Origin of the sequence: Methanohalophilus sp. WG1-DM (assembly GCF_004104135.1) — an archaeon.
Taxonomy (GTDB): Archaea; Halobacteriota; Methanosarcinia; order Methanosarcinales; family Methanosarcinaceae; genus Methanohalophilus; species Methanohalophilus euhalobius.
Genome location: NZ_RRBA01000004.1, coordinates 1 through 26201, shown reverse-complemented (window position 1 = coordinate 26201; position 26201 = coordinate 1). Strand labels below are relative to the sequence as shown.

The 26201-nt window shown below is 45.8% G+C and carries 25 protein-coding genes; 14 read left to right on the top strand and 11 right to left on the bottom strand.

All coding sequences use genetic code 11. From position 1 onward, the window contains the following. Positions 1–27: 27 nt before the first annotated feature. The gene (locus tag CI957_RS04410) at positions 28–1005 is read right to left on the bottom strand and encodes a radical SAM protein (RefSeq protein ID WP_096712903.1); all 978 of its coding nucleotides are present in this window, start codon (positions 1003–1005) and stop codon (positions 28–30) included. Positions 1006–1103: 98 nt separating this feature from the next. Between CI957_RS04410 and CI957_RS04405 the strand changes: the two genes are divergently transcribed. The 10 genes from CI957_RS04405 (at position 1104) to CI957_RS04360 (ending at position 11445) form a co-directional block, all read left to right on the top strand. Next, positions 1104–2267 (top strand): Coenzyme F420 hydrogenase/dehydrogenase, beta subunit C-terminal domain, encoded by a 1164-nt coding sequence (locus CI957_RS04405; protein WP_096712902.1) that lies wholly within the window; start codon positions 1104–1106, stop codon positions 2265–2267. Between the two features lie 71 nt (positions 2268–2338). Next, positions 2339–2620, top strand: coding sequence for an Asp-tRNA(Asn)/Glu-tRNA(Gln) amidotransferase subunit GatC (gatC, locus tag CI957_RS04400; RefSeq protein ID WP_096712901.1), 282 nt, complete (start codon positions 2339–2341; stop codon positions 2618–2620). Between the two features lie 10 nt (positions 2621–2630). Continuing rightward, positions 2631–4052 (top strand): Asp-tRNA(Asn)/Glu-tRNA(Gln) amidotransferase subunit GatA, encoded by a 1422-nt coding sequence (gene gatA, locus CI957_RS04395; protein WP_096712900.1) that lies wholly within the window; start codon positions 2631–2633, stop codon positions 4050–4052. Further along, positions 4053–5483: an Asp-tRNA(Asn)/Glu-tRNA(Gln) amidotransferase subunit GatB gene (gene gatB / locus CI957_RS04390; protein WP_128754285.1), complete on the top strand. Its 1431-nt coding sequence runs from the start codon at positions 4053–4055 to the stop codon at positions 5481–5483. An 86-nt stretch (positions 5484–5569) separates the two neighbouring features. Continuing rightward, positions 5570–5719: a 50S ribosomal protein L40e gene (locus tag CI957_RS04385; protein ID WP_013038400.1), complete on the top strand. Its 150-nt coding sequence runs from the start codon at positions 5570–5572 to the stop codon at positions 5717–5719. An 8-nt stretch (positions 5720–5727) separates the two neighbouring features. After that, entirely contained in the window at positions 5728–6471 is a 744-nt protein-coding gene (locus tag CI957_RS04380; protein ID WP_096712898.1) for a geranylgeranylglyceryl/heptaprenylglyceryl phosphate synthase, read from the top strand. A gap of 28 nt (positions 6472–6499) precedes the next feature. After that, positions 6500–8218: an ABC transporter ATP-binding protein gene (locus CI957_RS04375; protein WP_128754284.1), complete on the top strand. Its 1719-nt coding sequence runs from the start codon at positions 6500–6502 to the stop codon at positions 8216–8218. A 117-nt stretch (positions 8219–8335) separates the two neighbouring features. Continuing rightward, a complete protein-coding gene (locus CI957_RS04370; RefSeq protein WP_096712896.1) occupies positions 8336–8704 on the top strand; it encodes a phasin family protein in 369 nt (122 codons plus the stop codon). A gap of 64 nt (positions 8705–8768) precedes the next feature. After that, the gene (locus tag CI957_RS04365) at positions 8769–10418 is read left to right on the top strand and encodes an AarF/ABC1/UbiB kinase family protein (protein WP_241645907.1); all 1650 of its coding nucleotides are present in this window, start codon (positions 8769–8771) and stop codon (positions 10416–10418) included. A gap of 61 nt (positions 10419–10479) precedes the next feature. After that, complete coding sequence (locus CI957_RS04360; RefSeq protein WP_105460917.1) at positions 10480–11445, top strand: DUF128 domain-containing protein; 966 nt, start codon at positions 10480–10482, stop codon at positions 11443–11445. A 12-nt stretch (positions 11446–11457) separates the two neighbouring features. On the opposite strand, the gene tes is transcribed toward CI957_RS04360, so the two are convergent. The 3 genes from tes to CI957_RS04345 all read right to left on the bottom strand — a co-directional run bounded on the left by tes (position 11458) and on the right by CI957_RS04345 (position 14680). After that, entirely contained in the window at positions 11458–12936 is a 1479-nt protein-coding gene (gene tes, locus CI957_RS04355) for a tetraether lipid synthase Tes (protein ID WP_128754283.1), read from the bottom strand. Positions 12937–13042: 106 nt separating this feature from the next. Then, positions 13043–14170, bottom strand: coding sequence for an isocitrate/isopropylmalate dehydrogenase family protein (locus CI957_RS04350; RefSeq protein ID WP_128754282.1), 1128 nt, complete (start codon positions 14168–14170; stop codon positions 13043–13045). Between the two features lie 21 nt (positions 14171–14191). Next, complete coding sequence (locus CI957_RS04345) at positions 14192–14680, bottom strand: 3-isopropylmalate dehydratase small subunit (RefSeq protein WP_096712891.1); 489 nt, start codon at positions 14678–14680, stop codon at positions 14192–14194. 204 nt (positions 14681–14884) lie between these two features. On the opposite strand from CI957_RS04345, the gene CI957_RS04340 reads away from it, so the two are divergent. Beyond that, the gene (locus CI957_RS04340; protein ID WP_128754281.1) at positions 14885–15487 is read left to right on the top strand and encodes a hypothetical protein; all 603 of its coding nucleotides are present in this window, start codon (positions 14885–14887) and stop codon (positions 15485–15487) included. Positions 15488–15693: 206 nt separating this feature from the next. Then, positions 15694–15978 (top strand): UPF0058 family protein, encoded by a 285-nt coding sequence (locus CI957_RS04335; protein WP_096712889.1) that lies wholly within the window; start codon positions 15694–15696, stop codon positions 15976–15978. A gap of 7 nt (positions 15979–15985) precedes the next feature. Here CI957_RS04335 and rimI read toward each other — a convergent pair whose 3' ends face one another. Both rimI and arcS read right to left on the bottom strand, forming a co-directional pair. Next, positions 15986–16471, bottom strand: a complete 486-nt coding sequence (gene rimI, locus CI957_RS04330) for a ribosomal protein S18-alanine N-acetyltransferase (protein ID WP_128754280.1) — start codon at positions 16469–16471, stop codon at positions 15986–15988. 19 nt (positions 16472–16490) lie between these two features. Continuing rightward, positions 16491–18323, bottom strand: coding sequence for an archaeosine synthase subunit alpha (gene arcS / locus CI957_RS04325; RefSeq protein WP_128754279.1), 1833 nt, complete (start codon positions 18321–18323; stop codon positions 16491–16493). 82 nt (positions 18324–18405) lie between these two features. Here arcS and CI957_RS04320 point away from each other — a divergent pair, with 82 nt between their 5' ends. Further along, the gene (locus CI957_RS04320; protein ID WP_128754278.1) at positions 18406–19782 is read left to right on the top strand and encodes an FAD-binding oxidoreductase; all 1377 of its coding nucleotides are present in this window, start codon (positions 18406–18408) and stop codon (positions 19780–19782) included. Further along, a complete protein-coding gene (locus tag CI957_RS04315; protein WP_096712885.1) occupies positions 19779–20840 on the top strand; it encodes a (Fe-S)-binding protein in 1062 nt (353 codons plus the stop codon). The genes CI957_RS04320 and CI957_RS04315 overlap by 4 nt, the downstream gene beginning before the upstream one ends. A gap of 5 nt (positions 20841–20845) precedes the next feature. On the opposite strand, the gene CI957_RS11070 is transcribed toward CI957_RS04315, so the two are convergent. The 5 genes from CI957_RS11070 to CI957_RS04295 all read right to left on the bottom strand — a co-directional run bounded on the left by CI957_RS11070 (position 20846) and on the right by CI957_RS04295 (position 25835). Continuing rightward, a complete protein-coding gene (locus CI957_RS11070) occupies positions 20846–20968 on the bottom strand; it encodes a hypothetical protein (protein ID WP_277749684.1) in 123 nt (40 codons plus the stop codon). 100 nt (positions 20969–21068) lie between these two features. Continuing rightward, positions 21069–22922: a YgiQ family radical SAM protein gene (locus tag CI957_RS04310; RefSeq protein WP_128754277.1), complete on the bottom strand. Its 1854-nt coding sequence runs from the start codon at positions 22920–22922 to the stop codon at positions 21069–21071. A gap of 9 nt (positions 22923–22931) precedes the next feature. Next, positions 22932–23567, bottom strand: a complete 636-nt coding sequence (locus CI957_RS04305) for an MBL fold metallo-hydrolase (RefSeq protein ID WP_096712883.1) — start codon at positions 23565–23567, stop codon at positions 22932–22934. A gap of 10 nt (positions 23568–23577) precedes the next feature. Continuing rightward, the gene (locus CI957_RS04300; protein ID WP_096712882.1) at positions 23578–24336 is read right to left on the bottom strand and encodes a TatD family hydrolase; all 759 of its coding nucleotides are present in this window, start codon (positions 24334–24336) and stop codon (positions 23578–23580) included. Between the two features lie 5 nt (positions 24337–24341). Next, a complete protein-coding gene (locus tag CI957_RS04295; RefSeq protein ID WP_128754276.1) occupies positions 24342–25835 on the bottom strand; it encodes a 2-isopropylmalate synthase in 1494 nt (497 codons plus the stop codon). Between the last annotated feature and the right edge of the window lie 366 nt (positions 25836–26201).

The window sequence follows — 26201 nt, the reverse complement described above, 5'->3', positions numbered from 1 at the left end:
ATTAGCACAAAATTTGTCGACTGATTTTTATCCCAGATCTCTATGAGGGCCCAGATCACAACCTGTGCATGGCAGGCACATTGTCCTGAACAGTCTTGTATCAAGCCCTGCTTGATCCAGCTCCTCTTTCAGGAAACGGGTGAGTTTGAGGATACGTTCCTTTGAAGGCCTCTCTATATTAACCTCTTTCTTTCTGAGGGGATGGCTTGTTGCGGGTCTCAGGATAGGAACCACACCTCTTCGTACAAGTTCCCGGATTCCTTCCATTGCGGTTTCATCGCTCTCTCCCAGACCGATTATGAAATTGGAACAAACCTTGTTCTTGCCAAACATCCGGACAGCTTCGGAAAGGCAGTCCAGTATAAAATCAAGGTCCTGTTCACCACAGAGTGCGCTGTACAGTTGGCGGTCCATGGTCTCTACATTATATTTTATCTCATCTGCGCCGGCTTCTTTTAGCAGTTTGTTGGAATTGATTGTGGGATATACTGAAACCCCGATGGGTACATGGTATCTTTCGCATTTTCTGACAACCTCAACCGCCCGTTCAACTTCCTTTTCAACTGTCTCATCAACCCCGGCAGTGATGGATATGGCTTTCATCTTTTTCGTATCATGTGCTTTTTCTATCATATCCAGCACTTCTTCAACTGATTTGACCCTGCCATTGAGTTTTGGGACAGGGCAGAATTTACAGTCAAATATACAGGTCTCGGTCATATTAATATACGCCTGCTCGGGACAGTGAAGCAGTTCTTCCTCAATTTGTCCGCAGGCAAGCAGTTTATCCTCTTTGTAGATACAGATCTTTCCATCCTTTTCAATCGCTTTTAAAGGAGATTTTGCATCTGCTCCAAGTTTTACCCGGCGTCCTCCGGAACTAAAAAAGAATCCTACTTTGCCGGCACCCGGTCCTGCAGTTGAAACAGTAGTTTTCCCGAGTAGTTTTTCATCGATTGCCACTCTTCCTGTTGCCAGTAATTCGGCTTTTGTCTGGGCATCCATATACTCATGGTGGGTAGTAAGATTAATTATAGTTTTCTGCCATCAGTTTATAATAGTGCAGCTATATCCTATTATAGACAGTTTTTGCGGTGGATATAATGAAACAGGATCCGATTTGTAAAAAAAAAGTAGAGGAAGACACTTCTTTCCAGCAGGAGTATGATGGTAAGACCTATTATTTTTGTTCAAGTGAATGCCTGAAAACATTTAATGAGATGAAAAAAAGCGTAATACGTCTCAAACGCAGTCTTGATGAGAAAAAACGTGTTTCTTTTGGCAAACTTAACAAAGATGTTATCAAGCCAGGCATATGTACCCTTTGCGGAGCCTGTGCCGCATCCTGTGAATCCATAGCAATAAAGGGTAAACGTCCCAGGATTGTAGGCCCATGTACGTCCTGTGGTGTGTGTTACAACCAGTGCCCTCGCACTATTACTACAGAAGAGGAACTTGTGGGCAAACTCAGGTTTGCATACAGTGCCAAAAGCCTGCTTCCCCGGCATAATGGACAGGATGGAGGTGCTGTTACGGCATTGCTGGCTTATGGACTGGAGGAAGGCCTGATTGATTGTGCGGTAGTAACCACTCATTCAAAGGATCAACCCTGGAAACCGGTTGCAATTATTGCTGAGGATCGTGCACAGGTGCTTGAGTCCTCTGGTAGCATGTATTCTCACAGCATGACAATGGAACAGTTGATGCAGGCCATTCAGCAGGGTATGCGAAGTATTGCTTTTGTAGGTCCAAGTTGCAATATAGATGCGGTCCACAAGATGCAGCGCAGTCCCTATGGCTTTTTGCATCTGTTCATGAGAGCCAATGTGTTGCGTCTGGGATTATTCTGTATGGATACATTTTCTTACGAAGGCATTAAGGAATTTGTTGAAACCCATGGTATGAGACTTGCGGATATCGATGCAATGAAGATTCGTAAGGGTAAGTTCGAGTTTGAGCAGGCAGGTCAGATAAGCAGATTCTCTCTGTCCGAATTTGATGAATACAGGTCCTCCTCATGCAAGTTCTGTACCGACATGGCGGCAGAAAATTCCGATATAAGTTTCGGGGGTGTGGGTACGCCGGATGGTTACACCACGGTTTTTGCCCGCTCCAGTATTGGTTATGAGATATTCAATGAAGCTGTGGAAAATGGTTTTCTGGAGGCCCGGGCCCTGGAGGATTATGAGATGGACAGGGTACTCAATCTTGCCAGGATGAAAAAGGTACAGATGTATGGTGTAAACCGCAGGAGTAAAAAGACCTGATAAGAACATATTAATAGCATTACCTTTTGTGTAACACATACGCTATATTACGCTTACAGAGGCTTCATATTATGATTACAAAGGAACAGGTAGAACACATCGGCTGGCTTGCACGGGTCAATATCGATGAGGAGGACGCTTTTGAATTTGCATCGGAACTAAGCACTGTGCTGGATTATTTCGGACAGCTGGATGAGGTGGAAACCTCGGGTGTCAAGCCTACATATCATGTTGCCGATGTCATGAATGTATTCAGGGAAGATAAGCCAACAGATTCCCTGGAGCAGGCTGCCATTCTTGCAAATGCTGAAGACATACAGGAAGGCTACATAAAAACTCCAAAGATCATCTGAGGGCCAAAAAATGCTGGAAGGTTTATCTGATCTAAAAAACAAGATAGGTTCCTCATCAGCCGAGGATGTTGTTGCCTCCTATCTGGAAAGAATAGAAAAAAGTGATATTAATGCCTTCACCTGTATTGCAGAAGACGCTATTGATCAGGCTAGAAAAGTTGACTCTCTGGACATTGAAGGCCCTCTTGCAGGTGTGCCCATTGCAATTAAGGATAATATTTCCACGAAAGGGTTATCCACAACCTGCAGTTCTGCCATCCTGGATGGTTATGTGCCACCCTATGATGCTCATGTGATCGAAAGATTGCGAAAGGCCGGTGCAGTGATAATCGGTAAATCCAACATGGATGAGTTTGGTATGGGAACCTCCACTGAAACAAGTACCTATGGCCCGACTCTTAATCCCTGGGATGCAGAAAGAGTGGCCGGGGGGTCATCAGGTGGCAGTGCCGCTGCTGTAGCTGCAGGGCAGGTTCCTGTCTCGCTGGGTTCGGATACAGGTGGCTCGGTGCGCTGTCCGGCGGCCTTTTGTGGGACTGTGGGCCTGAAACCGACTTACGGGGCGGTCTCCAGATACGGATTGGTTTCTTATGCCAACTCTTTAGAACAGATTGGTCCACTGGCAAATCGTGTGGAAGATGTAGCAGCCCTGATGGACGTTATTGGCACATATGATAACCGGGATTCAACCTGTGTTAAACATAATGCTGGTTATACTGATGCCCTGCAGGACGATGTGGAAGGGTTAAAGATCGGAGTTCCTGCCGAATACTTCGGGGAAGGCATCGATGATAATGTACAGAAATTGGTATGGGAGGCTATTGGCAAGTTTGAGGATATGGGAGCTGAGTACACAAAAGTTTCGATGCCAAACACACCCTATGCACTGGCAGCGTATTATATCATAGCCATGAGTGAAGCCTCCTCCAACCTTGCCCGTTTTGACGGTACTCGCTATGGAAATCGTTCAGAAGGGGAAAACTGGCATATGATGGCTTCAAAGACCCGGCAGGAAAAGTTTGGTGCAGAGGTAAAAAGGCGTATCCTGCTTGGAACCTATGCTCTTTCTGCGGGCTATCATGACAAATATTATCTAAAGGCCCTCAAGGTTCGCACCCTTGTAAAACAGGATTTTGAAAGAGCTTTTGAGGACGTGGATGTATTGATGGCACCCACAATGCCAACTCCTGCCTTCAAGATAGGGGAAAAAATGGATGATCCCCTCTCCCTGTATCTTTCGGATGTCAACACTGTCCCGATTAATCTTGCAGGAGTGCCTTCCATATCAGTGCCATGTGGTTTCTCCGAAGGTCTGCCTGTAGGACTGCAGGTAATCGGGAACTACTTTGATGAAGCTACCATTCTCAAGGCAGCCCACTCTTTTGAGAAAAATACCAATCATCATACTAAACTGGCCCCCGGAGTGGTATAAATGGTATACGAAAATCCCGATGGTGTCATGATAGGCCTGGAGATACATGTCCAGCTCAACAAGCTTGCTACCAAGTTATTCTGTGGCTGTTCCACGGACTATCATACTTCAGAACCCAATACTCATGTATGTCCGGTATGTATGGGCCTTCCCGGATGTCTGCCGGTGCTGAACAAAAGGGCTGTGGAATATGCTATCAGGATCGGACTGGCCCTAAACTGTGAGATTGTGGAACAAACCCAGTTCCATCGTAAGAATTACTACTATCCCGATCTTCCAAAAGGTTTCCAGACCACCCAGTATGATTACCCGATTGTCAGTGATGGCAGGGTGGTAATTGAAGGTGAGGACGGTGAACATGTCGTTCGGATCAGGCGCGCCCATATGGAGGAAGATCCGGGTAGATTGATGCACATGGGTTCCATTGATAGGTCCAAGGGTACACTGATTGACTACAACCGCTCGGGCATGGCCCTGATTGAGATTGTTTCCGAGCCGGATATGCGCAGTCCCCGGGAAGCCAGACGTTTCCTGGACAAGCTGCGTAACATCCTTGAGTATCTGGACGTCTTCGACAGCACCCTGGAAGGCTCGATGAGGGTGGATGCCAACATCTCTATTGCGGGGGGTGACCGAACCGAGGTTAAGAACATCTCTTCCCACAAAGGCGCCGAAAGGGCCCTGCTCTATGAGATCATGCGTCAGAAGAATATCAAACGCCGTGGAGAAGAGGTTGTTATGGAAACACGTCACTTTGACGAGGCCCGTGGGGTCACGATTTCCATGAGGACCAAGGAAGAAGAGCACGATTATCGTTATTTCCCCGAACCTGATCTGGTACCCATGAGGGTTGGAAGCTGGGTTGAGGGTATCCTTGAAACCCTTCCCGAGCTGCCTGATGCCAGGCGTAGCAGGTTCATTTCGGACTACGGAATGGTGGATACCCATGCCAAGGCGCTGACATCTGACATCAGGGTGGCGGATTTCTATGAAGAGGTTGCCTCTAAGGTAGATCCTGCAGCAGCAGCGGTATGGGTTTCCGATGTCCTCAAGGGAGAGCTCAATTACCGTGATCTCACCGTAGCTTCCTTTACAGTAGAAGATATGGTAAAGATCATCGAGCTGGTAGTCAGTGGTAAGGTTACCGAAAAGGCAGCTGTGGAGATCATACGTACCATCCTTGATGAAGGCGGGTCCCCGATGGACATTGTAAAGGAGAAGGGGCTGCTGAAGGTAGAAGGGGATGTGGTCGACCAGGCTGTAGAGGCAGTTTTGAAAGAAAACCCGCAAGCTCTGGAGGATTATTTTGCAGGTAAGGAAAAATCCCTGAACTTCCTTGTAGGTCAGGTAATGAAGAAAACACGTGGTCGTGCGGATGCCCGCTCAGTACGTGAGATGATGCTGGAGGAAATTGATAAGAATTATCGATGATTGCCCCAAAACAATTATATGTTTTGAGGGCTATTTAGCCAGCCCGATACTATTAATTTAATTACAATTATTACAAAGGTGAGAATATGGCAAGATTCCCCGAAGCTGAGGAACGTATACTTAATAAGAAGATTTGCATGAATTGCAATGCCCGTAACGCTGTAAGGGCTGTTAAATGCAGAAAGTGTGGTTACAAAAATCTCCGTGTAAAATCCAAGGAAGTAAAGAGAGGCTGATCGGTCTGATGCAGGTGGAAGAGTACCTCAATAATATTGTAAAGAGGGACGGTTGTGTCCATCTGACACTTATAGACCCCGCCTCCCAAAAACCCGAAAGGGCGGCAGAGATTGCAAAAGCTGCCGTTGAGGGAGGCACCGATGCTATAATGATTGGGGGTTCCACCGGAGCGATGGGTCAGGTTCTTGACCAGACCCTTCAGCTGATGAAAGAACAAATTGATGTGCCAACTATTCTTTTCCCCGGCGATTCCGCAGGCGTGAGTTCATACGCCGATGCTATTTTTTTCATGAGCCTGCTGAATTCCAGGGATATCAACTATATTGTTACCAACCAGGCGATGGGTGCACCTCTTGTACGCAAATTCGGCATTGAACCCATTCCAATGGCCTACCTGATAGTGGAACCAGGCGGCACGGTTGGATGGGTAGGGGATGCACGTTTGCTGCCCCGTACAAAACCGGAGCTTGCTGCAGCCTATGCTCTTGCAGGATCCTACTTTGGAATGCGCTATGTTTATCTCGAGGCAGGTTCGGGTGCAGATAATCCGGTTCCGGTTGAAATGGTGGGTGCTGTGAAACATGCTATCGATAAAGGACACTTGATAGTAGGTGGAGGTATCCGCGACCGTAATGCTGCAGCTGCCTGTGCAAAGGCAGGGGCGGATATGATCGTGACAGGTACTGCCGTGGAAGATGCTGGCGATGTCCGCGCAAAGATTGCTGAATTCGTTTCTGCGATCAAAAGTTAAAAATGGATTTCCCTTAATGAGGTGGGAAATGCTTAAAGTAAAAGGTATTTCAAAAATTTACGATTCTCCCTGCGGGAAAAAACAGGTACTTGAGGACATCAGTTTTACCGTACAGAATGGCGAAATACTTGGTATTACAGGTAAAAGCGGTAGTGGCAAATCTACCTTGCTTAAAATTTTGCGTGGAATTGAAACCTTTGACAGTGGAACGATTGAGATTGACGAAACGGCTATAAGTCCGGATATGGGGCAAACCGGTCAACGTTTTTTGATGAGCAATAGTGCCCTTCATCTTCAGCGCAACTTCAGCCTCTGGTCCGGTAAAGCAGTTGAAAATATAATCCGCAGGCTTTATTATGCAAGGGAAGGTTACGAAGCCCTTCCGGATAACGATCACCCTCTTTACGATGAAATGTATGAGGAGGCAATGGCCTATCTGGGTATTGTGGGTTTGAAGGAAAAAGCCCTGCATTTCTCCGGAGCATTGAGTGGAGGAGAAAAACAACGTCTGATTCTTGCCCGCCAGCTTGCATCCCGGCCATCCGTGCTGCTTCTTGATGAGCCTGTCACAATGGCTGGACCGGATTCCAAACAGCAAATACTGGACATAATTCTTCTTCTGAAAGAAAAACTCAACATTCCTATTCTGGTAGTATCCCATCTGCCGGAAATTTTGAGTTACCTTGCCGATGATATGCTCTGCATTGATGAAGGAAAAATTGTAGCATCAGGTGACTCTGGACAAGTTCTGGACAAGTTCCTTCATGGGATGGCTGACAAAAAACCTCTGGGTACTTTTTCAGAGGAGGTTTGTGTCAGGGCAGAAAATCTTGCCAAGCGTTATTCCCTCTGGAGGGTAGGAGAAGTTCTGGACCTGAAGGATATCTCTCTTTCTGTTAACAGGGGTGAGATACTGGGTTTGATAGGCCCTTCCGGAAGTGGCAAGACAACCCTGCTGCGGATGCTTGCCGGCCTTCTCGAACCTCAAAGCGGAAGGGTCCTTTATTCTCTTGAGGATAACTGGATTGATATTTCCCGTTTCAGCCCGCAAAGAATGGAAATGCGTCGCAGAATGAGTATCATGCATCAGGAATTTACGTTGTCCCCCCATTCCACAATAGGACAGCATATTGCCTTTAAACTCAGGCTCAAAAGACAGGGTGCGATAGAACACGCCCGTCAAAAAGCAGAGGAGTTGGGTATTTCTGAAAAGATGCTGGATACGATTTATCAGTTGCCCGATATGGCAGAGGCAGAAAAAGAACAATCCCTTTCAAAAATGGGACTGACGCCACAGGTCTATCTTGAATTATTCCCTGCGTGGCCGGACCTTAATGTGGCCAAATATGCAGAACCTGTATTTGATGCTCTGGATCTTTCTCCTGACATACTTGAAAAGAAACCTGCACAGATAAGTGGCGGAGAACATGTGAGGTCCTACATAGCGGTATCTCTTGCCACATCTCCGGATATACTCATGCTGGATGAACCTTTTGGAGATCTTGACCCGATTACTCTGAGAGATGTTACCAATTCGCTCAAGGAAATAAATCGCAGGTTTGGCACGACAATAGTTTTTGTCAGCCATCACATGGATTTTGTGAAAGAAGTAGCCCACAGGGCAGTTTTGGTATCCGGAGGTTCGGTTATTGAAGAAGGGGATGCCCGGCAAGTATGTGATAAATTCATAGAATCAACCGGTGTGACCTACATTGGAAAGGGTATTGACGGGATGATTTCAAAGTAATTCTGATATTTTTTATGCGGATACAGTTTTCAGGCTGTGTGGTAATTCTTTCTTCTGCTTGTTTTCATTTTGTTTATATATGGTGAAATACAATATACTTCTTGGAGGTTTAATAAAATGTACGATCCAGTATATTATATGAAAAAATTTGGGCTTTTTACCGTGGGCTTGTATGCCCTGACCGAAGAGAAGATTAATGAATATGTGAAAGAACTCGTCGAAAGGGGGGAAATTAACAGGGAAGAGGGTAAAAAGTTCGTGACAGACTTGATTGAATCCAAGAGAAAGCAGCAGGAAGAGATGGAGGAAAAGATGTCTTCCCGGGTCAAGGAAGCTGTCAACAAATCCGATGTTGCAACCCAGGAACATGTAAAGAACCTGGAAGAAAAAATCGACCGGCTTGAAAAGATGCTTGCAAAATCTTTGGGCGAGGATGTACCCGCTGAAGAAAAAGACAAGCATGAAAAAGATGATGAGTGGTCCTGATACCATTCATTTCTAACATCTCTTTTTTGATACCATGGTACCGGGTATTTCTCACAGATATTCAATGGTTAAACGATACGGGCGTATCATAGACGTACTTGTATCGAACGGATTTGGTTACTTTGTGGATAAAATGGGCCTCAGGTCAATGGGGTCTGTTCGCAGCCGTGTAAAAGGTCGGTTTGGAAGGGAGCAGGAAAAGGATACCCGGCCGGAAAGGGCACGTAAGGTACTTGAGGAACTGGGCCCCACCTATGTCAAATTCGGCCAGTTACTCAGCATGCGGGAAGACCTGATACCCCTGAAATACGCACAGGAATTTACAAAACTTCAGAACGATGTTCCTCCTTTTCCCTTCGAAGATGTAAAAGCAGTACTCAAAACTGAACTTGGCGGGGATATACCTGAACTTTTTTCTGATTTTGATGAAAAACCGGTCGCAGCTGCATCTATAGGTCAGGTTCATAAAGCACGCCTCCATAGTGGGGAAGATGTGGTTGTAAAGATACAGAGGCCCGGTATCCGCCGCATAATTGAAGCGGACCTGGATATCATGTACAGTCTTGCCGGATTTGCCCAGCAGCATATTGAGGAAATAAAACTCTATAATCCGGTAGCTGTTGTAGACGAACTGTCAAGGTCAATTCACTCGGAAATGGACTATACTCAGGAAGCAAGAAATATCGAACACTTCCTGTCCAACTTTGAAAACGATCCTGTTATTGTAATTCCCCGTGTATACAATGATTACAGCAGTGATCGCATCCTGACCCTCGAATATATTGAAGGGATAAAATGTAACAAATTTGAAAAGCTGGCAAATGAGAATCTGGACCGGGAAAAAATTGCCACAGATGTTTCTGAAGCTTTTATGAAACAGGTTTTTGAACATGGTTTTTTCCATGCTGATCTTCATTCAGGCAACATATTTGCCCTGGAAGACGGCAGAATCGCCCTGCTGGATTTCGGTATGGCGGGTCATCTGTCCGAAGATATGCGTGGGCTTTTGGTAGATGCCCTTCTAGCCGTAACAAACGGGGATAGCACCCAATACATAGAGGTTATGCGTGATCTGGGAGTAGCGGATGAAAAACTGGATGTGCGTTCCTTCAAAGTTGATTATGATCATTTCCTTTTCAAATATTACGGACGCACGCTGGATCAGGTGGATGCCACAGAGGTTTCCTCTGAAATGCTGTCTCTTTTGCGTAAACATCAGATACAGGTACCTCCGAATATTGCCCTGCTTTTTAAAGGAGTAATGACTGTGGGTGGGTTTGCTATGCAAATGGTCCCGGATTTCAATGTAACTGAGATCGCCGAGCCCTATGCACGTAAATTCATGAAAAAGCGCTTTTCTCCGCGTAATATGGCCAAAAACAGTTCCAAAAATCTCTGGTATGTAAGCAGGCTTCTCAGTCGTGCCCCGCTGCAACTTTCACACATTCTCGAGGTCGCCGAAAAAGGTTACCTCAATCTTAAATTTGAACATGAAGGCACCGACCGTCTCCTTTCGGAAATAAGCGTTGCCTCCAACCGGCTTGCTTTCAGTCTTATTATTTCTGCCATTATAGTTGGTTCTTCCCTGGTTATACAAACCGGTATGGAACCCCAGGTGTGGGGTGTTCCGTTATTTGGTCTGTTTGGCTTTTTTGCTGCCGGGATTTTCGGTATGGGTCTGATTATATATATTATTAGGACTGGAAGTCTATAATATCACAATTTACATATTGCAAATATGCTAAATATAATGCCCATAAAAACGGAGGAATCCTATGACTGATCCCCAGATCGAAAGAAAACTTATCGAAATCATGCGTATTATCAATGAAAGTGACAGGCCTGTAGGTGCCCGTATCATTGCCGACGAATTACGCAACAGGGGTTACAATCTTGGTGAAAGGGCGGTACGCTATCACCTCAGGATACTGGACGAGCGTGGCTTTACCGAAAAACACGGCTATACAGGTCGCTCCATCACATTAAGAGGTAAGGAAGAACTGGAAGAGGCCCTTATAGGTGACAGGCTTGATTTTGTAATCACAAGGATTGAGGACTTGATCTATCGCACAGATTATGACCCCGTAACAAAGCAAGGGAATGTGATAGTAAACGTATCTTATGTGGACAAGGATGATTTTGAAAAAACTGCCGACTTGATGAGAAGTGCAGTTAATTACTCAATAAGTCCCAGGGTGGGAATATTTGAAGAAGATTCGGAGGATATATTTGTTTCACCGGGGAAAGTGGGGATTGCGACAGTTTGCAGTATTACTTTTGATGGGGTTCTCCTGCGGCATGGAATTCCGGTCAAGCCTAACTTTGGGGGAATTCTTGCCGTGGAAAACAATGAACCAGTGGTGTTTAAAGACCTTATCTCGTACAGGGGTACATCTATAGACCCGATTAAGATTTTTTTGATGCGCCAATCCACATTGGTAACAGGATTGCTTCAGTCGGGTTCTGGGACCATACTGGCTAATATGCGTAGTATTCCACAATCTGCTGCGGGAGATGCCCGTCTTCTTTTCCAGCAATTGCATGAATCTGATATAGGCGGGTTACTTGCAATGGATAATGAATCGGGTAATGTGCTGGGAGCACCTGTAGATGTTGGTATGTCGGGGATTGTTGTTTCTGTAGGTGTAAACGCCCTGGCTGTTGTTGAAGAATACGGTATCGATGTAACTACCCGGCCGGTTTCAATGATTATGGATTATGGAACAATGAAAACCCTGTAAGATCATCTATTTTCATTTTTTATTTATATCGTAGGGTTTAAGGAATTGTCCTTCTACCTCATCCCTGTGGAATGTATTGTAACTACAGAAAGGTATTATCCTTCCGTCCGGTGTGGCATAATGGATGCCACAGCGGCAAACTCTTTCCAGGTCAAAATTATAGAGATCCTGGAAATGCATTGCTCCAACAAAAAGCGTTTTTCGGTGGAATTGGCTGGTTACTTCCCGATCCCCTTCCTTTATTATGTTGATCAGCATTTTTGTAACATTGATTGATTTCGGGGCTTTTTCCTGATTGACCAAACCCGGAATCTGTCGGACTACTTTGGCAAGGGTAATTAAATTTCTGGTTTTTTTACCGTTGAGATTTTGTGTGGCATCATCAAGCAACTCGACGAATCCCTCAACATCAAGGAAATCCGTAATCGGTATTATCCTGCCCTCCTCCACAAAAAGGTATGTTGCAGCTCCACAGTGCGGATGGACTGTGAATTCGGGAAGGTGTTTTCCCTGTATTCCTTCTATAAAACGCGAGATGGGTACAACAAAAGGTACTGGGTACCAGGCTGTTTCGGGTACTTGGCCAGAGGTTTGATCTGCAAGTCCCTTGATCAGGTCAGGTATGGTGAATCTTTGTTTTTCTCTGCTTTGTCTGTCGATTCTACCGGTGAATGCCACAGGCTGGAAGTTGATTCCTTTCACCACGTCCAGCTTATCGGCGGCAAAGTGAAGGATATCGGCAAGTTGATCATCATTTTCCCCTTTAACCAGGGTGGGCACAAGAACAATACTGCGAATACCCGCTTCACGGCAATTATTTATTGCTTTTTCTTTTACAGGCAAGGCATTGAAATTACGTATCTTTTGGTAAGTTTCTTCTTTGACCCCATCAAAGGAGAGATATATTGTATGCAATCCCGCATTTTTCAGTTTTCGGGCAAATTCAATATCCTTTGCGATTCTGACGCCGTTTGTAGCAATTTGAATCTGGACAAACCCCAGTTCCTTTGCCTTCTGGATCATAGCAGGCAGGTCATCTCGGACAGTTGGTTCTCCGCCTGAGAATTGTATTGCCGGACAGGGGGTTGGTTTTTCTTCTCTCAGAGTTTTTAGCATATCTTCTATCTGCTGGAAACTAGGTTCATAAATGAAGCCCCGGCTCTTTGCATTGGCAAAACAGATGGGACAATTGAGGTTACAACGATTTGTAACATCGATGTTTCCAAGAAGGGTTGTTGTTTTATGGGACGGGCAAAGTCCGCAATTCAAGGGACAACCCTCATCATCTGAAGTCCGCGGGTTTGAAACTTCGTTTCCTTCATGTCGATATTTCTGGAATTTTCGGTACAGGTTGGCATCCGACCAGTAGACTTCTTCGAATTTGCCATGCTCCGGACATTCTTTTTCCATCAATACTCTGCCATTTTTCTCAAATATACTGGCTTCTATGATTTCCTTACATTCCGGACAAACAGATTTAGTGCTATGCATATATGTATCCTTCTCAACTGTGAACTTATGTTCTGCATCTATTTATCAGGTGCCTATAAAAGGGAGGTATATATCACCCCATCAGCAAACCTCCCTTAAATATCACTTATTCTTCAAGTATAATTCTTGCTATGTCATCTCCCACATCAGAGGTTTTAGAGTTGCCTCCCATATCATAGGTTTTGACATTGTTTTCCATTATGTTCTGTTCAATGGCAGAAACAATACTTGCACCAGCTTCGGTTTCTCCGAGCTGGTCTATCAGCATGGAACCGGCCCATATTGTGGCGATAGGGTTGACCTTGTTCTGCCCCTTGTACTTGGGTGCAGAACCGTGGATTGGTTCGAACATGCTGGTTCCTTCGGGATTGATGTTTCCGCCGGGTGCAAGTCCCAGTCCTCCCTGTATCATTGCGCCCAGGTCGGTGATAATGTCCCCGAACATGTTGGGGGTTACAACTACATCAAACCAGTCGGGATTTTTAACAAACCACATGGTAATAGCATCAACATAGTTGAAATCTGTATCAACATCGGGGTGTGTGGCAGCTACCTCTTCAAATTCTTCTCTCCAGAATCCATAGATCTCGGAGAGCACATTTGCCTTATCCACAGAAGCCACATGCCGGTCACGCTTTTCTGCAAGATCAAAGGCATACTCGATAACCCTTTTGGTACCCTCTTTGGAGATCATTCCTATCTGATAGGCGATCTCCTCGCTGTCGGTTTCGATGTCAAGGTCAAATTTTGCGGAGTACAGGGAACGTGAGACTTCAAGCATTTCCTTGCTGGTACCCTTTTTGGACCTTCCACCGATTCCGATATAGAAATCTTCAGTGTTTTCCCTTACCACCGTAAAATCAATATCTGTCGGGGTTTTATCTTTTACAGGAGTCCATACTCCCTCGAGAAGTTTTATTGGACGCAGGTTAACGTACTGGTCAAAATAAAAACGTGCAGCAAGCAGGATGCCTTTCTCGAGTACACCCGGGGCAACCCTGGGGTCTCCTATAGAACCCAGGTATATGGCTGAATAGTTGGACAGTTCCTTGAGTGTGTCCTCGCTTATCAGTTCTCCGGTTTCAAGGTAATGGTCAGCACCGTGCGGATAATCAATCCAATCCACATCGAATCCGAATTTTTCTCCTGCGGCATCTATAACTTTCATTCCTTCTGCTACAATTTCCGGGCCGATGCCATCTCCGGGAATTACAGGCACTTTATATTGGGTCATTGTTAATTATCTCCGGTATTATTAAGATTTATCGATTATCTTTCGTGTGTACTCTATCAGTCCACCGGTATTTACAATCTCCCTTACAAAATCAGGGAGGGGTGTTGCCTGATACTTTTCTCCTTTGGACAGGTTCTCGATTACACCGGTGGAAATATCCACTTTAAGCTTATCGTTCTCATCTATCCTGTCGGTATCAGCACATTCCAGTAATGGTACACCGATATTGATCGCGTTTCTGAAAAAGATTCTTGCAAAGGATTTTGCAATAACGCATCCAACCTTTGTCCCTTTTAGTGCCAGGGGTGCATGTTCTCTGGATGAACCGCAGCCAAAATTGCTTCCAGCAACGATTATGTCATTTTCCTTTACATTTTCTGCAAAATCTGATCTCACTCCTTCGAATGCATGTGCTGCAAGTTCTTCAGGGGTGTTTAGGACCAGAAATCTTCCCGGGATAACCGCGTCAGTATCCACGTCATCTCCGAATTTCCATACTTTTCCTTCCATTCTATCACCGGCAAATCAAATCACTGGATGAGATGGCATCTTGTATCCAGAATTGTGCTAATAATACAAATAATCATATAATAATCTCATCCCTGAATGATATATTTTTCCCACATTTCATCTGAAATAGCAATTTGTAGCATCATGTATGGTTGTATCGGGTTTCCAATAGCAAAATATATCCACTTACCTGCCAGATTCCAGATGATGGCAGCTCATAATAATCCATTGTGCGTCAATGAATCCCTTCCTTTACGCAAAATAGTGCATATGTCGGGAGTGGCGGTTCCTTTTATCGCGGATATTTATGGCAGAGAATATGCCGCACTGGCACTTGCGAGTGCAACACTTATTTTTCTCATTATGGAAGTTATCAAACCGGCTGAAAAGAAATGGTATGTATATGGTCTTTTATGGAGGAACAGGGAGAAAGAAGTGTTTGCACTGGATCCTTTTTTTTACATTCTATCTTTCTTTGTCCTTCTGGGTCTGAGTTATTTTGTAAACGAAGGTATATGTTATGCTTCCATGGTAGTTTTGGCTCTGGGTGATGGAGTAGCTCCGCTGATCGGTCATCTGGGGAAATTGAAACTGCCTGGCTCATGCAAGACGGTGGAGGGCACTACCGGAGGAATAATCCTGTCTTCTATAGTAGGATTTTATTTTGTTGGAGCGCTGGCTGTAGTTGGTAGTGTGGCCGGTATGGTCGCGGAATGTTCTATTTCCCGCCATGATAACCTTTTTATACCATTTGCTGCACTTATGGCAATGCTTTTAGTAAGAGTATTTTTTAAAATTAATGTATGAAATATTTTTTAAAAACCTCTTTCACTGAATCGGAATCTGTATTTTTGTATTCAGGATTGTTAATTATTATTAGTTGAAATTAAATAGAAAACAATATATGGGTCAACAAGGAAAGTCTTTTCCCTAGGGAATGATTTTATCTAGCTCATTTAGATTCTATCTCTGAGTTTATGCTGCTTTAAATTGATATAATACAGGTTGTTACAATGCACAAAGATGAACTGATCCAGTTGCATACTTTGATGGTCCAAATCAAAAGGTATCTGGAAGATCAGGGTGTAGAGCATGATTTTGAGGATTATAATTCCCTCTCCATAAGTCCGGTCCACATCCATCGAAGCAAAGCAGAACACAAGCATGCAATCTTTATCCTCGGCAATCACCTGGCATCCATCATATCAGAAGATGAGATCTCCAGTATAAGCAGGACTTCTGTCAGGATGCAGGAGTTTGCCGAGAGATCGGGAGATGGGTTTTCACATAGTAACTGAAAGGAACTTAAGATATGACAGGCCAATTATCTGTCAATAAATCTTCATACAAACCTGCGGGATATAGATATTTCTTCATAATTATTCCGCATTCCCCGTCGATGTAATAACCCGGTTCATACCAGCAGTCAACAAATCCCATGCGACTATAAAGACGTCGGGCGTTTTTATTGCTGGCACGTACTTCCAGGCGCACATATTTTACGTTCCGGTTGCGAAAATATCTCTGTATTACCTGCAATAATGCCTGACCGATTCCCCTTCTCTGGAATTCTTTTTTAACGGCAAGGGAAAATATCCTCCCTTCCTGTTCACTACTGCGATATCCCATTACAAAACCAGTAATGGTTTTCTCACTTTCAGCAACAAGAAACCCTTCCGGGTTCATTTCATAAAAATTCATGTAGGTGTAGGGGTCATGGTCTTCGAATGCCTCCATTTCAATCTGCAGCACTTCGGCAAAATCCTTTCCTTCGAATTTTCTAAACAGCAATGTTACCCCTCCCGGGCCTTTACAATTTTTTAACGTGCCTCACATCCACGGCAATGCCCCGGTTGGAATGTATCATCTCGGGGCCGCTCATTGCAGCACGTCCGACACAGAATGCTTTATCTCCGCATATGAATACTTCATCATTGGGGCGAATCCGCTCATCTGCATCGATGACTCCCGGTGCCAGTATTGAACCGCGTGGCACGAAATCATCGATATTTACAACATAATTTCCTGTTTCAATAATCCTTTTAGCTCCTTCAATGGTCAGGGCTATTGTACCATTTTCGGGAATCAGGGTTATGAGTTGTTCCTTATCCAGGAATGCCTGGTAGCGGGGGAATGGGGCTTTTATTTTTGAATCCGGGGGTAAAAGGGCTTCACCGCAACCCACACCAAACTGGTAATCTGCAATGGCTTTTAGCATGTCCCGTCTGTAATCTCCTCTGTAGCTGAGCCCGTTACACAATTCTTTCATCGTATCTTCCAGTTTGTGCAGGGAGTTTTGGGAGGTTACATTTCCGTCGGATGTGTAAGTTATTTCCAATCCGAGTTTTTTGGATACGTTTTCACATATACTGCGATATTCATCTTCCACATGTGCTACAATATGTTTGTAAGGATGTTTTAGCAGGAAATTCTCCAGACATTCCCCTACCCATCTGTGTTCCTCTGCATCCCAGTAGCCCGTTACCGTGGTGTCATAATGTGCTGCAGGATATGTGACTTCCAGTTCCCGGGGTACTACTCCCAGGGGTGAGGTGATTATGACTTCCTGCACAAGTTTGAGGTTTTTGCCAAGTGCCTTGCGGAATCTGGAATGGGTCATAGAAATAGAGTAAGGTTTGCGGGCCGAACAGGGTAAAAGTAGCAGGACATCCTTTTCTGGTGGTGTGTATCGCTGTTGTACTCGTCGGGCAAAGCGTACAACTTCGGGCCTTGTCAGGGATTCAGAGGTTGTTGCAAGCAGGGGTGCGGGTTTGAATAGGGCTGTTCTTTCTTCGAGGAAATCGTATTCTGCATCACTCAGGCGCAGCATTGCCACAAGGGCGGGGTTATGACGGCATCTTCCTTCCACGTATTCCCTGAGAGAGGCACTGCGTATCCGTTGTCTGACAAGGGCCACTTCTGCCTCAAGAATAGCGATGTTATGTTTTTCAAGTAGCCGGGCGCGTTGTTTTTTATCCATGTCTTTTACTTCTTTTGCACTCGTACCGCTGCAATGAGCACAGCAACAGGGCAATTCTGCAAGTCTGTCCAGGTGGATGAAACCGGCAGATGTCATGTATTTATCTTCAAAGGCAGCGATCGTTGCCCTTGTCGTATCCAGGATGTCCACGCCCAGATAAATCAGCATGGCAACATTTTCAGGCAGGGCGATATTCGGTGCATACAGGGCCGAATCCGGTGCAATGTTCTTCCTTACCTTCATGAGCTCGGCCAGCAGCCTGCGAGGGTTGCCTTCATGACAGCCGATGCCGTCTGCCACATAGAGGTCCCGTGTAGTTTCCGGGTCTCTTTCAGAATAGGCTATACCCGTGGGTCCCTCGTCAGCTGGCACATCAATCTTTTCACAGGTAACATCTCCTGCTACCATGGACGAATATGTGCAGGAAGGCATGATTATGAGTTTATTTTTTCCCACACGTTCCCTTAATTTCAGGGTAGCTTGTGTTGCTGCTTTTCCATTCCCGAAATGCCATTGGCTGCCTGGATATATTATATCTCCTTCTGCCTCTGGTTTGAGGGAAGAAGGGTCAATTACCGCTGGTGTAGGGATTGTGTTGTTAAGATAGAGGCTTCCCGTTCTTGCAGCCCCATCTCTCTGGTGGACTTCAAAGTATCTGGTCATGGCATAGAATAGAACTATATAGATCTAAACGTTTTCTACTCAATCACATAATATTGATCAATACATTACAGGTTGAACGTATATGCTTCTTAACAGGCTGAAGGAGATAGTCGGCGATAAAAACGTAAGTAATTCGGCCTCGGACATTTGTTGCTATTCTTCGGATGCATCCCGGGTAAAAGGTCGTCCTGAATATGTGGTACGCCCCCATAATTCAGAACAGGTAAGCAAGATAGTAAAACTTGCTTCTGAAAATGAAATGCCTGTGGTGGCCCGGGGTGCTGCCAGTGGGCTTGCAGGTGGTGCAGTACCGGTACGTGGTGGAATTGTGCTGGATATGAGCGGTATGGATGAGATTATCGATATAGACATTGATAATCTGCAGGTAACCATCGGACCTGGGGTCGTGCATTCCAGGCTAAACGAAACCCTGAAACCCCATGGTTTTTTCTTCCCTCCCGATCCGGGCAGTACTGCTATGTGTACCCTGGCGGGCCTTATAGCGAACAATGGCAGCGGAATGCGTTCCGTGAAATATGGAACTACGAAACGTTATGTGCTGGATCTTGAAGTAGTTCTTGCGGACGGCAGCATCATAAGGACCGGTTCAAGAACACTAAAAATGGCTTCAGGTTATGATCTGACATCCCTGATGGTAGGTTCTGAAGGAACCCTGGGCATAATTACTGAGGCGGTTTTGAAGATTTATCCCCTGCCCCGCGCCAGGCTGGTAATTCTCCTTTCCTTTGATAGTGCAGAAAAAGCGGGAGGCGCAGTTGTGCGTATCCTTTCCTCGGGAACTATTCCCTCCGCCTGTGAAATACTGGATAGTACCACTATCCGTGCTCTGAAATCCTATGATCCGAGTCTTGATATCCCTGATGCAGGTGCTATTCTCATGGTTGAGGTGGACGGTTCAGAAGGTGCGGTCTCCGAGGCGTCAGAAATGGTGAAAAAGGTATGTGAAGGGATTGCAGATGACATACGTGCGGCAAAGGATGAACAGGAAAGTGACCGCATATGGGCCGGTCGGCGTATCGTGGGGGCGGCAATAAGTCGCCTGGATCCCCTGCGCAATCGGGTGTATGTAGGAGAAGATGTCGGTGTGCCAATAAAAAAGATACCTGAGATGATCGAGAATGTACACAGGATATCCGATGAAGTAGGAATTCCGATCATGATATATGGCCATATAGGAGATGGCAATCTGCATACCGGTATGAGTATCGATATGCTCAGTGAGGAAGAATGGGACAAGCTCCACAGGGCTGCTGACCTTATCTACCGCAAGGCAATAGAACTGGGGGGGACTGTCTCCGCAGAACACGGAATTGGTGGTGCACGCTCGAACTATATGGAACTTGAGCATCCTACATCCCTGCCGGTAATGTCCCTTATCAAGAAAGCCCTTGATCCCAAAGGAATCCTCAATCCAGGAAAACTGGGGTTGGATAAATGAATGATGAAAATCGCAGGTCGATCCTGAAATGTGTGCACTGTGGAACCTGCAGGGCTTATTGCCCGGTATTCAATGAATATGGCTGGGAATCCACCAATGCACGGGGCCGAATGCTCATCGCCCAGCAAATAGATGAAGGGGCGGATATTGATGACAGTTTCCGTTTTTCCCTGGATACCTGTACAACCTGCGGCATATGTGAGCAAATGTGCCCTTCAGGGGCAATACCTCCGGATGTAGTTGAAAATGCACGTGCAGCAGTTGTGCGCAAGGCCGGAGCCAGTAAGGCTCAGGAAAAACTCAAAAAGGATACTGTTGAATGGGGCAATCCCCTGCGCGAATCCCGGCAACGTCTGCACTGGCTTGAACCGACGGAGAGAGATGAACTGCCTGATAAATGCGAATATGTTTATTTTGCAGGTTGTATGACTGCATACAGGTATCCGGAAGTTGCACGTAAAACCTTTGATATACTCAAGAAGTTTGGGGTGGGTGTTTTGGAGGACGAGGTATGCTGTGGTTCCCCTCTGCTTCGCACAGGCTCTGATGCCTGTGAATTAATCGAGCACAACATGGAGCAGATAAAAAAGAGCGGAGCAAAAACCATAATCACAGGATGTGCTGGTTGCTACACTACTCTGAAAAAGGACTATCCCGATGGGTTTGATGTACTTCATGTTTCCGAGTTTTTAGAACAAAAACTCGATGAACTGGATATCCACAAACTTGATATTTCCGTGTCCTATCACGACCCCTGCCATATAGGCAGGGCACATGGTATATACGAAGCACCGCGCAATGTTATCAGGCGTATCTGCAATCTAGAGGAGATGGACACCCACCATGAAAATGCACACTGCTGTGGTGGCGGAGGTGGTGTGAGGAGAAGTTTCTCAGATCTTTCCCGCTCTCTTGCCTCCAAAAGACTGGATGAGATTCCAGAAAAGGCCGAATTACTCGTAACTTCCTGTCCCCTGTGCCGCTCCAATCTTGAGATGGCTGCAGAAGACTGTGAGCTCATAGATCTTATTGAGCTGCTCGAAAGGGCAATGTGTTAATTTTGCTATGGCGGAAGTTTCCATATATCGATATCCTCCCTTTTCAGGGTTGTGATGGATATTATGGAATCTGTCGTGTCTATGTACTTAAGTGCCAGGTCCCTTTCCTGGCGGATCTGCTCCTGCAATCCTTTTACTTTTAGCAGGGTCTCAATACGGCTCTTGAGTATGAACTCATCAATTGGTTTCAGGACAAAATCGTCTGCACAATTATTGAAGGCCCTGATTTTATCTTCCCTGTTGTTTATGGCTGTTGGATTCCCACATGCCGTTTTTGCCGGAAATCAGACATTTCCAGCTGTTACCCACAAGATCCATTCGGTCTGCCGTTTTTAAAGCTTCAAGAATATATTTACGATTTCGTTTGTCCCTGTAATGGAGGATTGTGCGCTGGATTTTCTTGTCTCTTCGTGATGTAGCAACTTCTATATTTTCCCCTGTGAAGGGATCAATTCCGGTATGATACATGCAGGTGGATGCTGTCATGGGGGTTGGTGTAAAATCCTGGACCTGCTCACTATAAAGTTTATTATCACGTATGTATTCGGCAGTTTCGATCATCTCTTTTAGCCCGCAACCCGGATGGCCGGACATGAGATATGTCTGGAGGTATTGCTCTTTGCCCATTTTCTTGTTGATTGCTGAATACATTTCCACAAACTTTTCAAAAACATCCCTGCCGGGTTTTCTCATGCTGTCGGTGACTTTTTTTGAATAATGCTCCGGTGCCACAGCAAGTCTCCCACTGACATGCTTTTTACATATCATTTCCAGATACTCAGGTTGGGTCAGGGCAAGGTCGTAGCGCACACCGTAGGTTATGAAAACCTTTTTCACCCCCGGAATTTGTTCCAGGCGATTTAGTAGTTCCATGTTTTTGCTGTGGTCAGTATTCATTGAGGGACAGACCTTGGGGTAGAGGCAGAACTTGTCGGTACACACGCCCTTGCTTTTCCATTGGGGGCATTCCATTGAATACATATTTGCGGTGGGTCCTCCCACTCCATTGATATTTCCCTTGAAATCTTTCATTTTGGTGAGGCTTTTTGCCTCTCTTAAGAGTGATTCAATACTCCTGGAATTAACCATGCGGCCCTGATGGTGGGCGATGGCGCAGAAAGAGCATGCACCAAAGCAACCCCTGTGGGTAGTGAGGGAGAAGCGCACCGGCTCAATAGCAGGGATATCTTCTTTGTAAGCGGGGTGTTTTTGTCTGGTGTAAGGTAACTCATAAACCTCATCCAGTTTTTGGGTTTCAAGAGGTTTTGCCGGAGGGTTCTGGACAATGATAGTTTTGGGGTGGGGCTGGACCAGTACTTTCCCATTTCCCGGATTTTGCTGCTGCCAGAGGGTTCTGTAATTTCTGGCAAAGGCTTCCTTTTCTTCTGAAACCGTAGTGTAGGATTCCAGTTCGATATAATACATGCCTTTAAGTTCTTCTTTCCAGCTCTTCACCGGGGTTTTCCAGACGGTACCGGGAATGTCCTTTATTTGTTTGATATCTTCTCCTGCCTGTAATCTGCGTGCGATTTCTTCTGTCTGGGTTTCGCCCATCCCATATATAAGGAGGTCTGCCGGGGCATCTGCAAGAATTGATTTCCTTACCTTTCCTGACTGGAAATCATATTGTGCAAGTCTGCGCAGGGAAGCTTCCACGCCTGCAATCACAATAGGGGCATCCGGATATGCCTGATGTATACGATTGGAATATACAATGGTCGCCCTGTCCGGTCGCATACCGGGAGTACCTCCCGGAGAATACATATCACGTTTCCGTGGCTTGAGGGATGGCGTATAGTTGGACACCATTGAGTCCATGTTGCCGGCGGTGGCGGCAAAGAAAAGTTTTGGTTTTCCAAGTTTCTTAAACTCTTCCGGTTTATCGTGAGCCGGCTGGGCTATTATTCCCACTCTGAATCCTCTGGCCTCAAGGAGGCGGCCTATCAGGGCAGCCCCGAAGGAAGGGTGATCAACGTATGCATCGCCTGTCACTATGATTATGTCAAGGGTGTCCCATCCCCTCTGATGCATTTCTTTTTTTGACATGGGGAGGGGCTTTGATGTTTTCTTATCGTGTTTCATTGTTATGGATCACCATATGGTTCGGGATGCACGCATTGAAAGCTGGATCTGGCGGTTGGCATCACTTTTTATCACCGGTCCATGGCCTGGATAGAGGGTTTCTACATCTATTTCTGCCAGTTTTTCGATTGATTCTGTGAGTTGCCTGGCTGAGCCGCCTTCAAAATCCGTGCGTCCAAATCCGCCGGATGCAAAGACTGTGTCTCCCGAGAACAGGCTTTTGGAAAAAGGTTCGTAGAGACATATGCCTCCCGGAGTGTGGCCGGGTGTGTGGATTATCTGAAGGGCTTCGATTTCGTCTAATTTGATCATATCCCCATCTTCATAGAGGATATCCGGCTCAATAGCAGGCGCTTTTTGCCCAAAGAATGTTGATACGCTTCCCATATCATCCGCGAGCATGGCCCCATCTGCCCTGTGGACACCGACCTTTGCCCCGCTGAGTTCCACAAGCAGGGGTACAGCTGCTGTATGATCATAGTGGCAGTGGGTCAGGATTATCAGTTCCAGTTTATTGAGGTCTATATGACTTTCAATTTCCCGGGCAAGTCTTTCTCCATTCAGGCCGGTATCGATGAGGATACTGTCATTTATAAGGTAGGAGTTTGCATCATTGGTAGTGGCATTGCATTGTATGACTTTCATGTAAATCCCTTTAGATTTTGAATGCGTTATAGGTATTTTTCCGTGTGATTTCTGCCACATCGGCAGGTTCCATGTCCTTTATTTCTGCGATTGTATTTATGGAATCGACCAGGAACTTGGGTTCATTGCGGCCTTTACGCGGTGAAAGATAAGGGCTGTCTGTTTCTATCAGCATAAGTTCTTCAGGTACGGTGGCAGCGATCTCTTTGTGATGGCTGGAGAAGCAAACCAGGGTAGGTATGGATATGTAGTGGCCGGCATCAGTTATTTTTTTCATTGTCTCTAAGGAGCCGCCATAGCAGTGGAAGATTACTGTGTCGAGATGACCTGCCATTGCAAGCGCTTCATCTTCGGCATCCCTGCCATGGATAACCAGGGGTTTTGCATGATTCTCTGCAATCGTGATGACCTGTTTAAATACTTCCCTCTGTTTTTTACGTAGAGTTTCATCGGTGCAGTGATAATAGTCCATCCCTGCTTCTCCAATGCCGATAGCCTGGGGGGCATACTCATCAAGCTGGGAAAGGACTTCCGGTACCCTGTCTTTATCGGGATTGGTGGCAAGCATGGGGCTTAACCCTATTGTTGGGTGGATGCAGTAATGGGTTTTGGCCAGTTCAAGGGTTGAAAAGTTGGTTTTCAGGTCAATTCCCGAATTGATCATTTCTCCTGCCCCGGCTTCCTGTGCACGGAGGATGACTTCTTCACGATCCTTGTTGAACTTGGAAAAATCAAGATGGCAGTGTGAATCTATAAAATAAGGTGACATGTTCCTCACTTCTGGAGGAGCATGTTAATAGCGGTTACGAGTGCTTCAACGGATGCATATACAATATCTGCACTTGCAGAACGTGCGGATACTATCCGTCCGTTTTCATCCTGTACGCCGACTATTACCTCTGCAACGGCATCCGATCCTCCGGTTATTGCTTCAATACGGAAGTCATGGATACTGATGTTTGCGTGTTCACCGATTATTCCTGTAACTGCTTTCAGTGCCGCGTCGACCGGCCCGATTCCGATATTGGAGAGTACTCTCTCCTCATCGTTAACCAGTGCTTTCACAACTGCTGTGGGTGTTGTGACGTTACCCGTCATTACAGACAGCTCTTTGAGGTCGATTGCAGGCTTGCCCATTGGTTTGTGCATGACTGCACAGGCAATCGCGTAAAGGTCAGCATCTGTCAGTCGTTTGCCCTTGTCTGCTATTGTTTTTACCTTTTCAATGATGTGATTGAGTTGTTCATCATTGGGGTTAAGGTTGGCAGCTTCAAGGGATCTGCGTACTGCATGTTTGCCGGCATGTTTGCCCAGTACGATACGGCGCGTGTGGCCCACCATCTCCGGAGTCATTATGCCCGGTTCGAAGGTGTCAGAATTTTCGAGGACGCCGTGGGTATGAATTCCTGATTCATGCGCAAACGCATTCTCACCAACCACCGGTCGATGGGCTGTGATTGGAACCGTGGTGTAGCGCTCGACCATACGTGCAGTTTCAACCACATATTCAGTATTGATATTCAGACTGGCACCGTATATGGATTTGAGGCTCATAACCGTTTCCGCCAGGTCTGCATTGCCGGCTCTTTCACCAAGACCGTTTACCGTCACCTGCGCCTGGTTGGCGCCTGCTTCGATTGCCATCAGGCTGTTTGCCACAGCAAGCCCGAAGTCGTTGTGGCAGTGTGTGTCTATCGGTATACTGATCTCTTGGCGAAGGTCACTTATCAGGTTGTACATGCCCGACGGGGACATGACACCCACGGTGTCTGGCACGTTAATAATGTCGCAACCTGCTTCTTCTGCTGCCCTATAGATTGCTACCAGGTAGTCAAGGTCGGTTCGGGTGGCATCCATGGCAGAAAACATGCATCTCAGTCCGTGATCTTTTACGTATCCCACGGCCTGGGTGGCCATTTGTTGCACCTCTTCACGACTTTTGCGTATGGTGTGTTCCCTCTGGATGTCCGATGTGGAGACGAAGGTGTGTACCATGTCCACTCCTGCGTCTATACAGGCGTCGATATCTTTTGTGAGTACCCTGGCAAGGCCACAGACCTCTGAAGTTAGACCTGCATCGGCTATGGATTTAACCGAATCCTTGTCTCCTTCGGATGCAATTGGAAAACCTGCTTCAATCGTATCTACCCCAAGTTTGTCAAGCTGCTTTGCAATATTGAGCTTCTGTTTTGGGGTCAGGGATACACTAGGGGTCTGTTCCCCGTCGCGAAGAGTAGTATCAAAAATGGTTATTTCTTTATTTCTAATCGATTCAGCGCTGTAAAAAGCGATCCCTCAGTTTGTTCTTCGCATACATGATAATTCCTGCAAGCCACTTTGTTTTTCTACTATTTATATTTGCGTGTTATTTATGGTTTAATTCCGGAAATCTATGTGAGATGTCCCGCCACGAAATCTATATATACTATGATGGTATCTTAGGGCTGCTTTCGATGACCTGTTTCATGCGCGAACCTTCCTGGTTTGCCGTGTGAAATGTTCCGGTCTGGCCGGAACATAAGGTTTATATACCAGAAGCAATATTCATGAGTTCCCGCACAGAACGTGTGTGGGAGAATAAATCACCTTCATATTCATGGAGACAGGAGATAACAATTCTGTCTGACTCACGCA

What these genes read in the sequence shown, in the direction of transcription:
- CI957_RS04410 (WP_096712903.1), bottom strand. Translation starts at nt 1,005, where the DNA reads ATGGATGCCCAGACAAAAGCCGAATTACTGGCAACAGGAAGAGTGGCA.
- CI957_RS04405 (WP_096712902.1), top strand. Translation starts at nt 1,104, where the DNA reads ATGAAACAGGATCCGATTTGTAAAAAAAAAGTAGAGGAAGACACTTCT.
- gatC (WP_096712901.1), top strand. Translation starts at nt 2,339, where the DNA reads ATGATTACAAAGGAACAGGTAGAACACATCGGCTGGCTTGCACGGGTC.
- gatA (WP_096712900.1), top strand. Translation starts at nt 2,631, where the DNA reads ATGCTGGAAGGTTTATCTGATCTAAAAAACAAGATAGGTTCCTCATCA.
- gatB (WP_128754285.1), top strand. Translation starts at nt 4,053, where the DNA reads ATGGTATACGAAAATCCCGATGGTGTCATGATAGGCCTGGAGATACAT.
- CI957_RS04385 (WP_013038400.1), top strand. Translation starts at nt 5,570, where the DNA reads ATGGCAAGATTCCCCGAAGCTGAGGAACGTATACTTAATAAGAAGATT.
- CI957_RS04380 (WP_096712898.1), top strand. Translation starts at nt 5,728, where the DNA reads ATGCAGGTGGAAGAGTACCTCAATAATATTGTAAAGAGGGACGGTTGT.
- CI957_RS04375 (WP_128754284.1), top strand. Translation starts at nt 6,500, where the DNA reads ATGCTTAAAGTAAAAGGTATTTCAAAAATTTACGATTCTCCCTGCGGG.
- CI957_RS04370 (WP_096712896.1), top strand. Translation starts at nt 8,336, where the DNA reads ATGTACGATCCAGTATATTATATGAAAAAATTTGGGCTTTTTACCGTG.
- CI957_RS04365 (WP_241645907.1), top strand. Translation starts at nt 8,769, where the DNA reads ATGGTTAAACGATACGGGCGTATCATAGACGTACTTGTATCGAACGGA.
- CI957_RS04360 (WP_105460917.1), top strand. Translation starts at nt 10,480, where the DNA reads ATGACTGATCCCCAGATCGAAAGAAAACTTATCGAAATCATGCGTATT.
- tes (WP_128754283.1), bottom strand. Translation starts at nt 12,936, where the DNA reads ATGCATAGCACTAAATCTGTTTGTCCGGAATGTAAGGAAATCATAGAA.
- CI957_RS04350 (WP_128754282.1), bottom strand. Translation starts at nt 14,170, where the DNA reads ATGACCCAATATAAAGTGCCTGTAATTCCCGGAGATGGCATCGGCCCG.
- CI957_RS04345 (WP_096712891.1), bottom strand. Translation starts at nt 14,680, where the DNA reads ATGGAAGGAAAAGTATGGAAATTCGGAGATGACGTGGATACTGACGCG.
- CI957_RS04340 (WP_128754281.1), top strand. Translation starts at nt 14,885, where the DNA reads ATGATGGCAGCTCATAATAATCCATTGTGCGTCAATGAATCCCTTCCT.
- CI957_RS04335 (WP_096712889.1), top strand. Translation starts at nt 15,694, where the DNA reads ATGCACAAAGATGAACTGATCCAGTTGCATACTTTGATGGTCCAAATC.
- arcS (WP_128754279.1), bottom strand. Translation starts at nt 18,323, where the DNA reads ATGACCAGATACTTTGAAGTCCACCAGAGAGATGGGGCTGCAAGAACG.
- CI957_RS04320 (WP_128754278.1), top strand. Translation starts at nt 18,406, where the DNA reads ATGCTTCTTAACAGGCTGAAGGAGATAGTCGGCGATAAAAACGTAAGT.
- CI957_RS04315 (WP_096712885.1), top strand. Translation starts at nt 19,779, where the DNA reads ATGAATGATGAAAATCGCAGGTCGATCCTGAAATGTGTGCACTGTGGA.
- CI957_RS04310 (WP_128754277.1), bottom strand. Translation starts at nt 22,922, where the DNA reads ATGAAACACGATAAGAAAACATCAAAGCCCCTCCCCATGTCAAAAAAA.
- CI957_RS04305 (WP_096712883.1), bottom strand. Translation starts at nt 23,567, where the DNA reads ATGAAAGTCATACAATGCAATGCCACTACCAATGATGCAAACTCCTAC.
- CI957_RS04300 (WP_096712882.1), bottom strand. Translation starts at nt 24,336, where the DNA reads ATGTCACCTTATTTTATAGATTCACACTGCCATCTTGATTTTTCCAAG.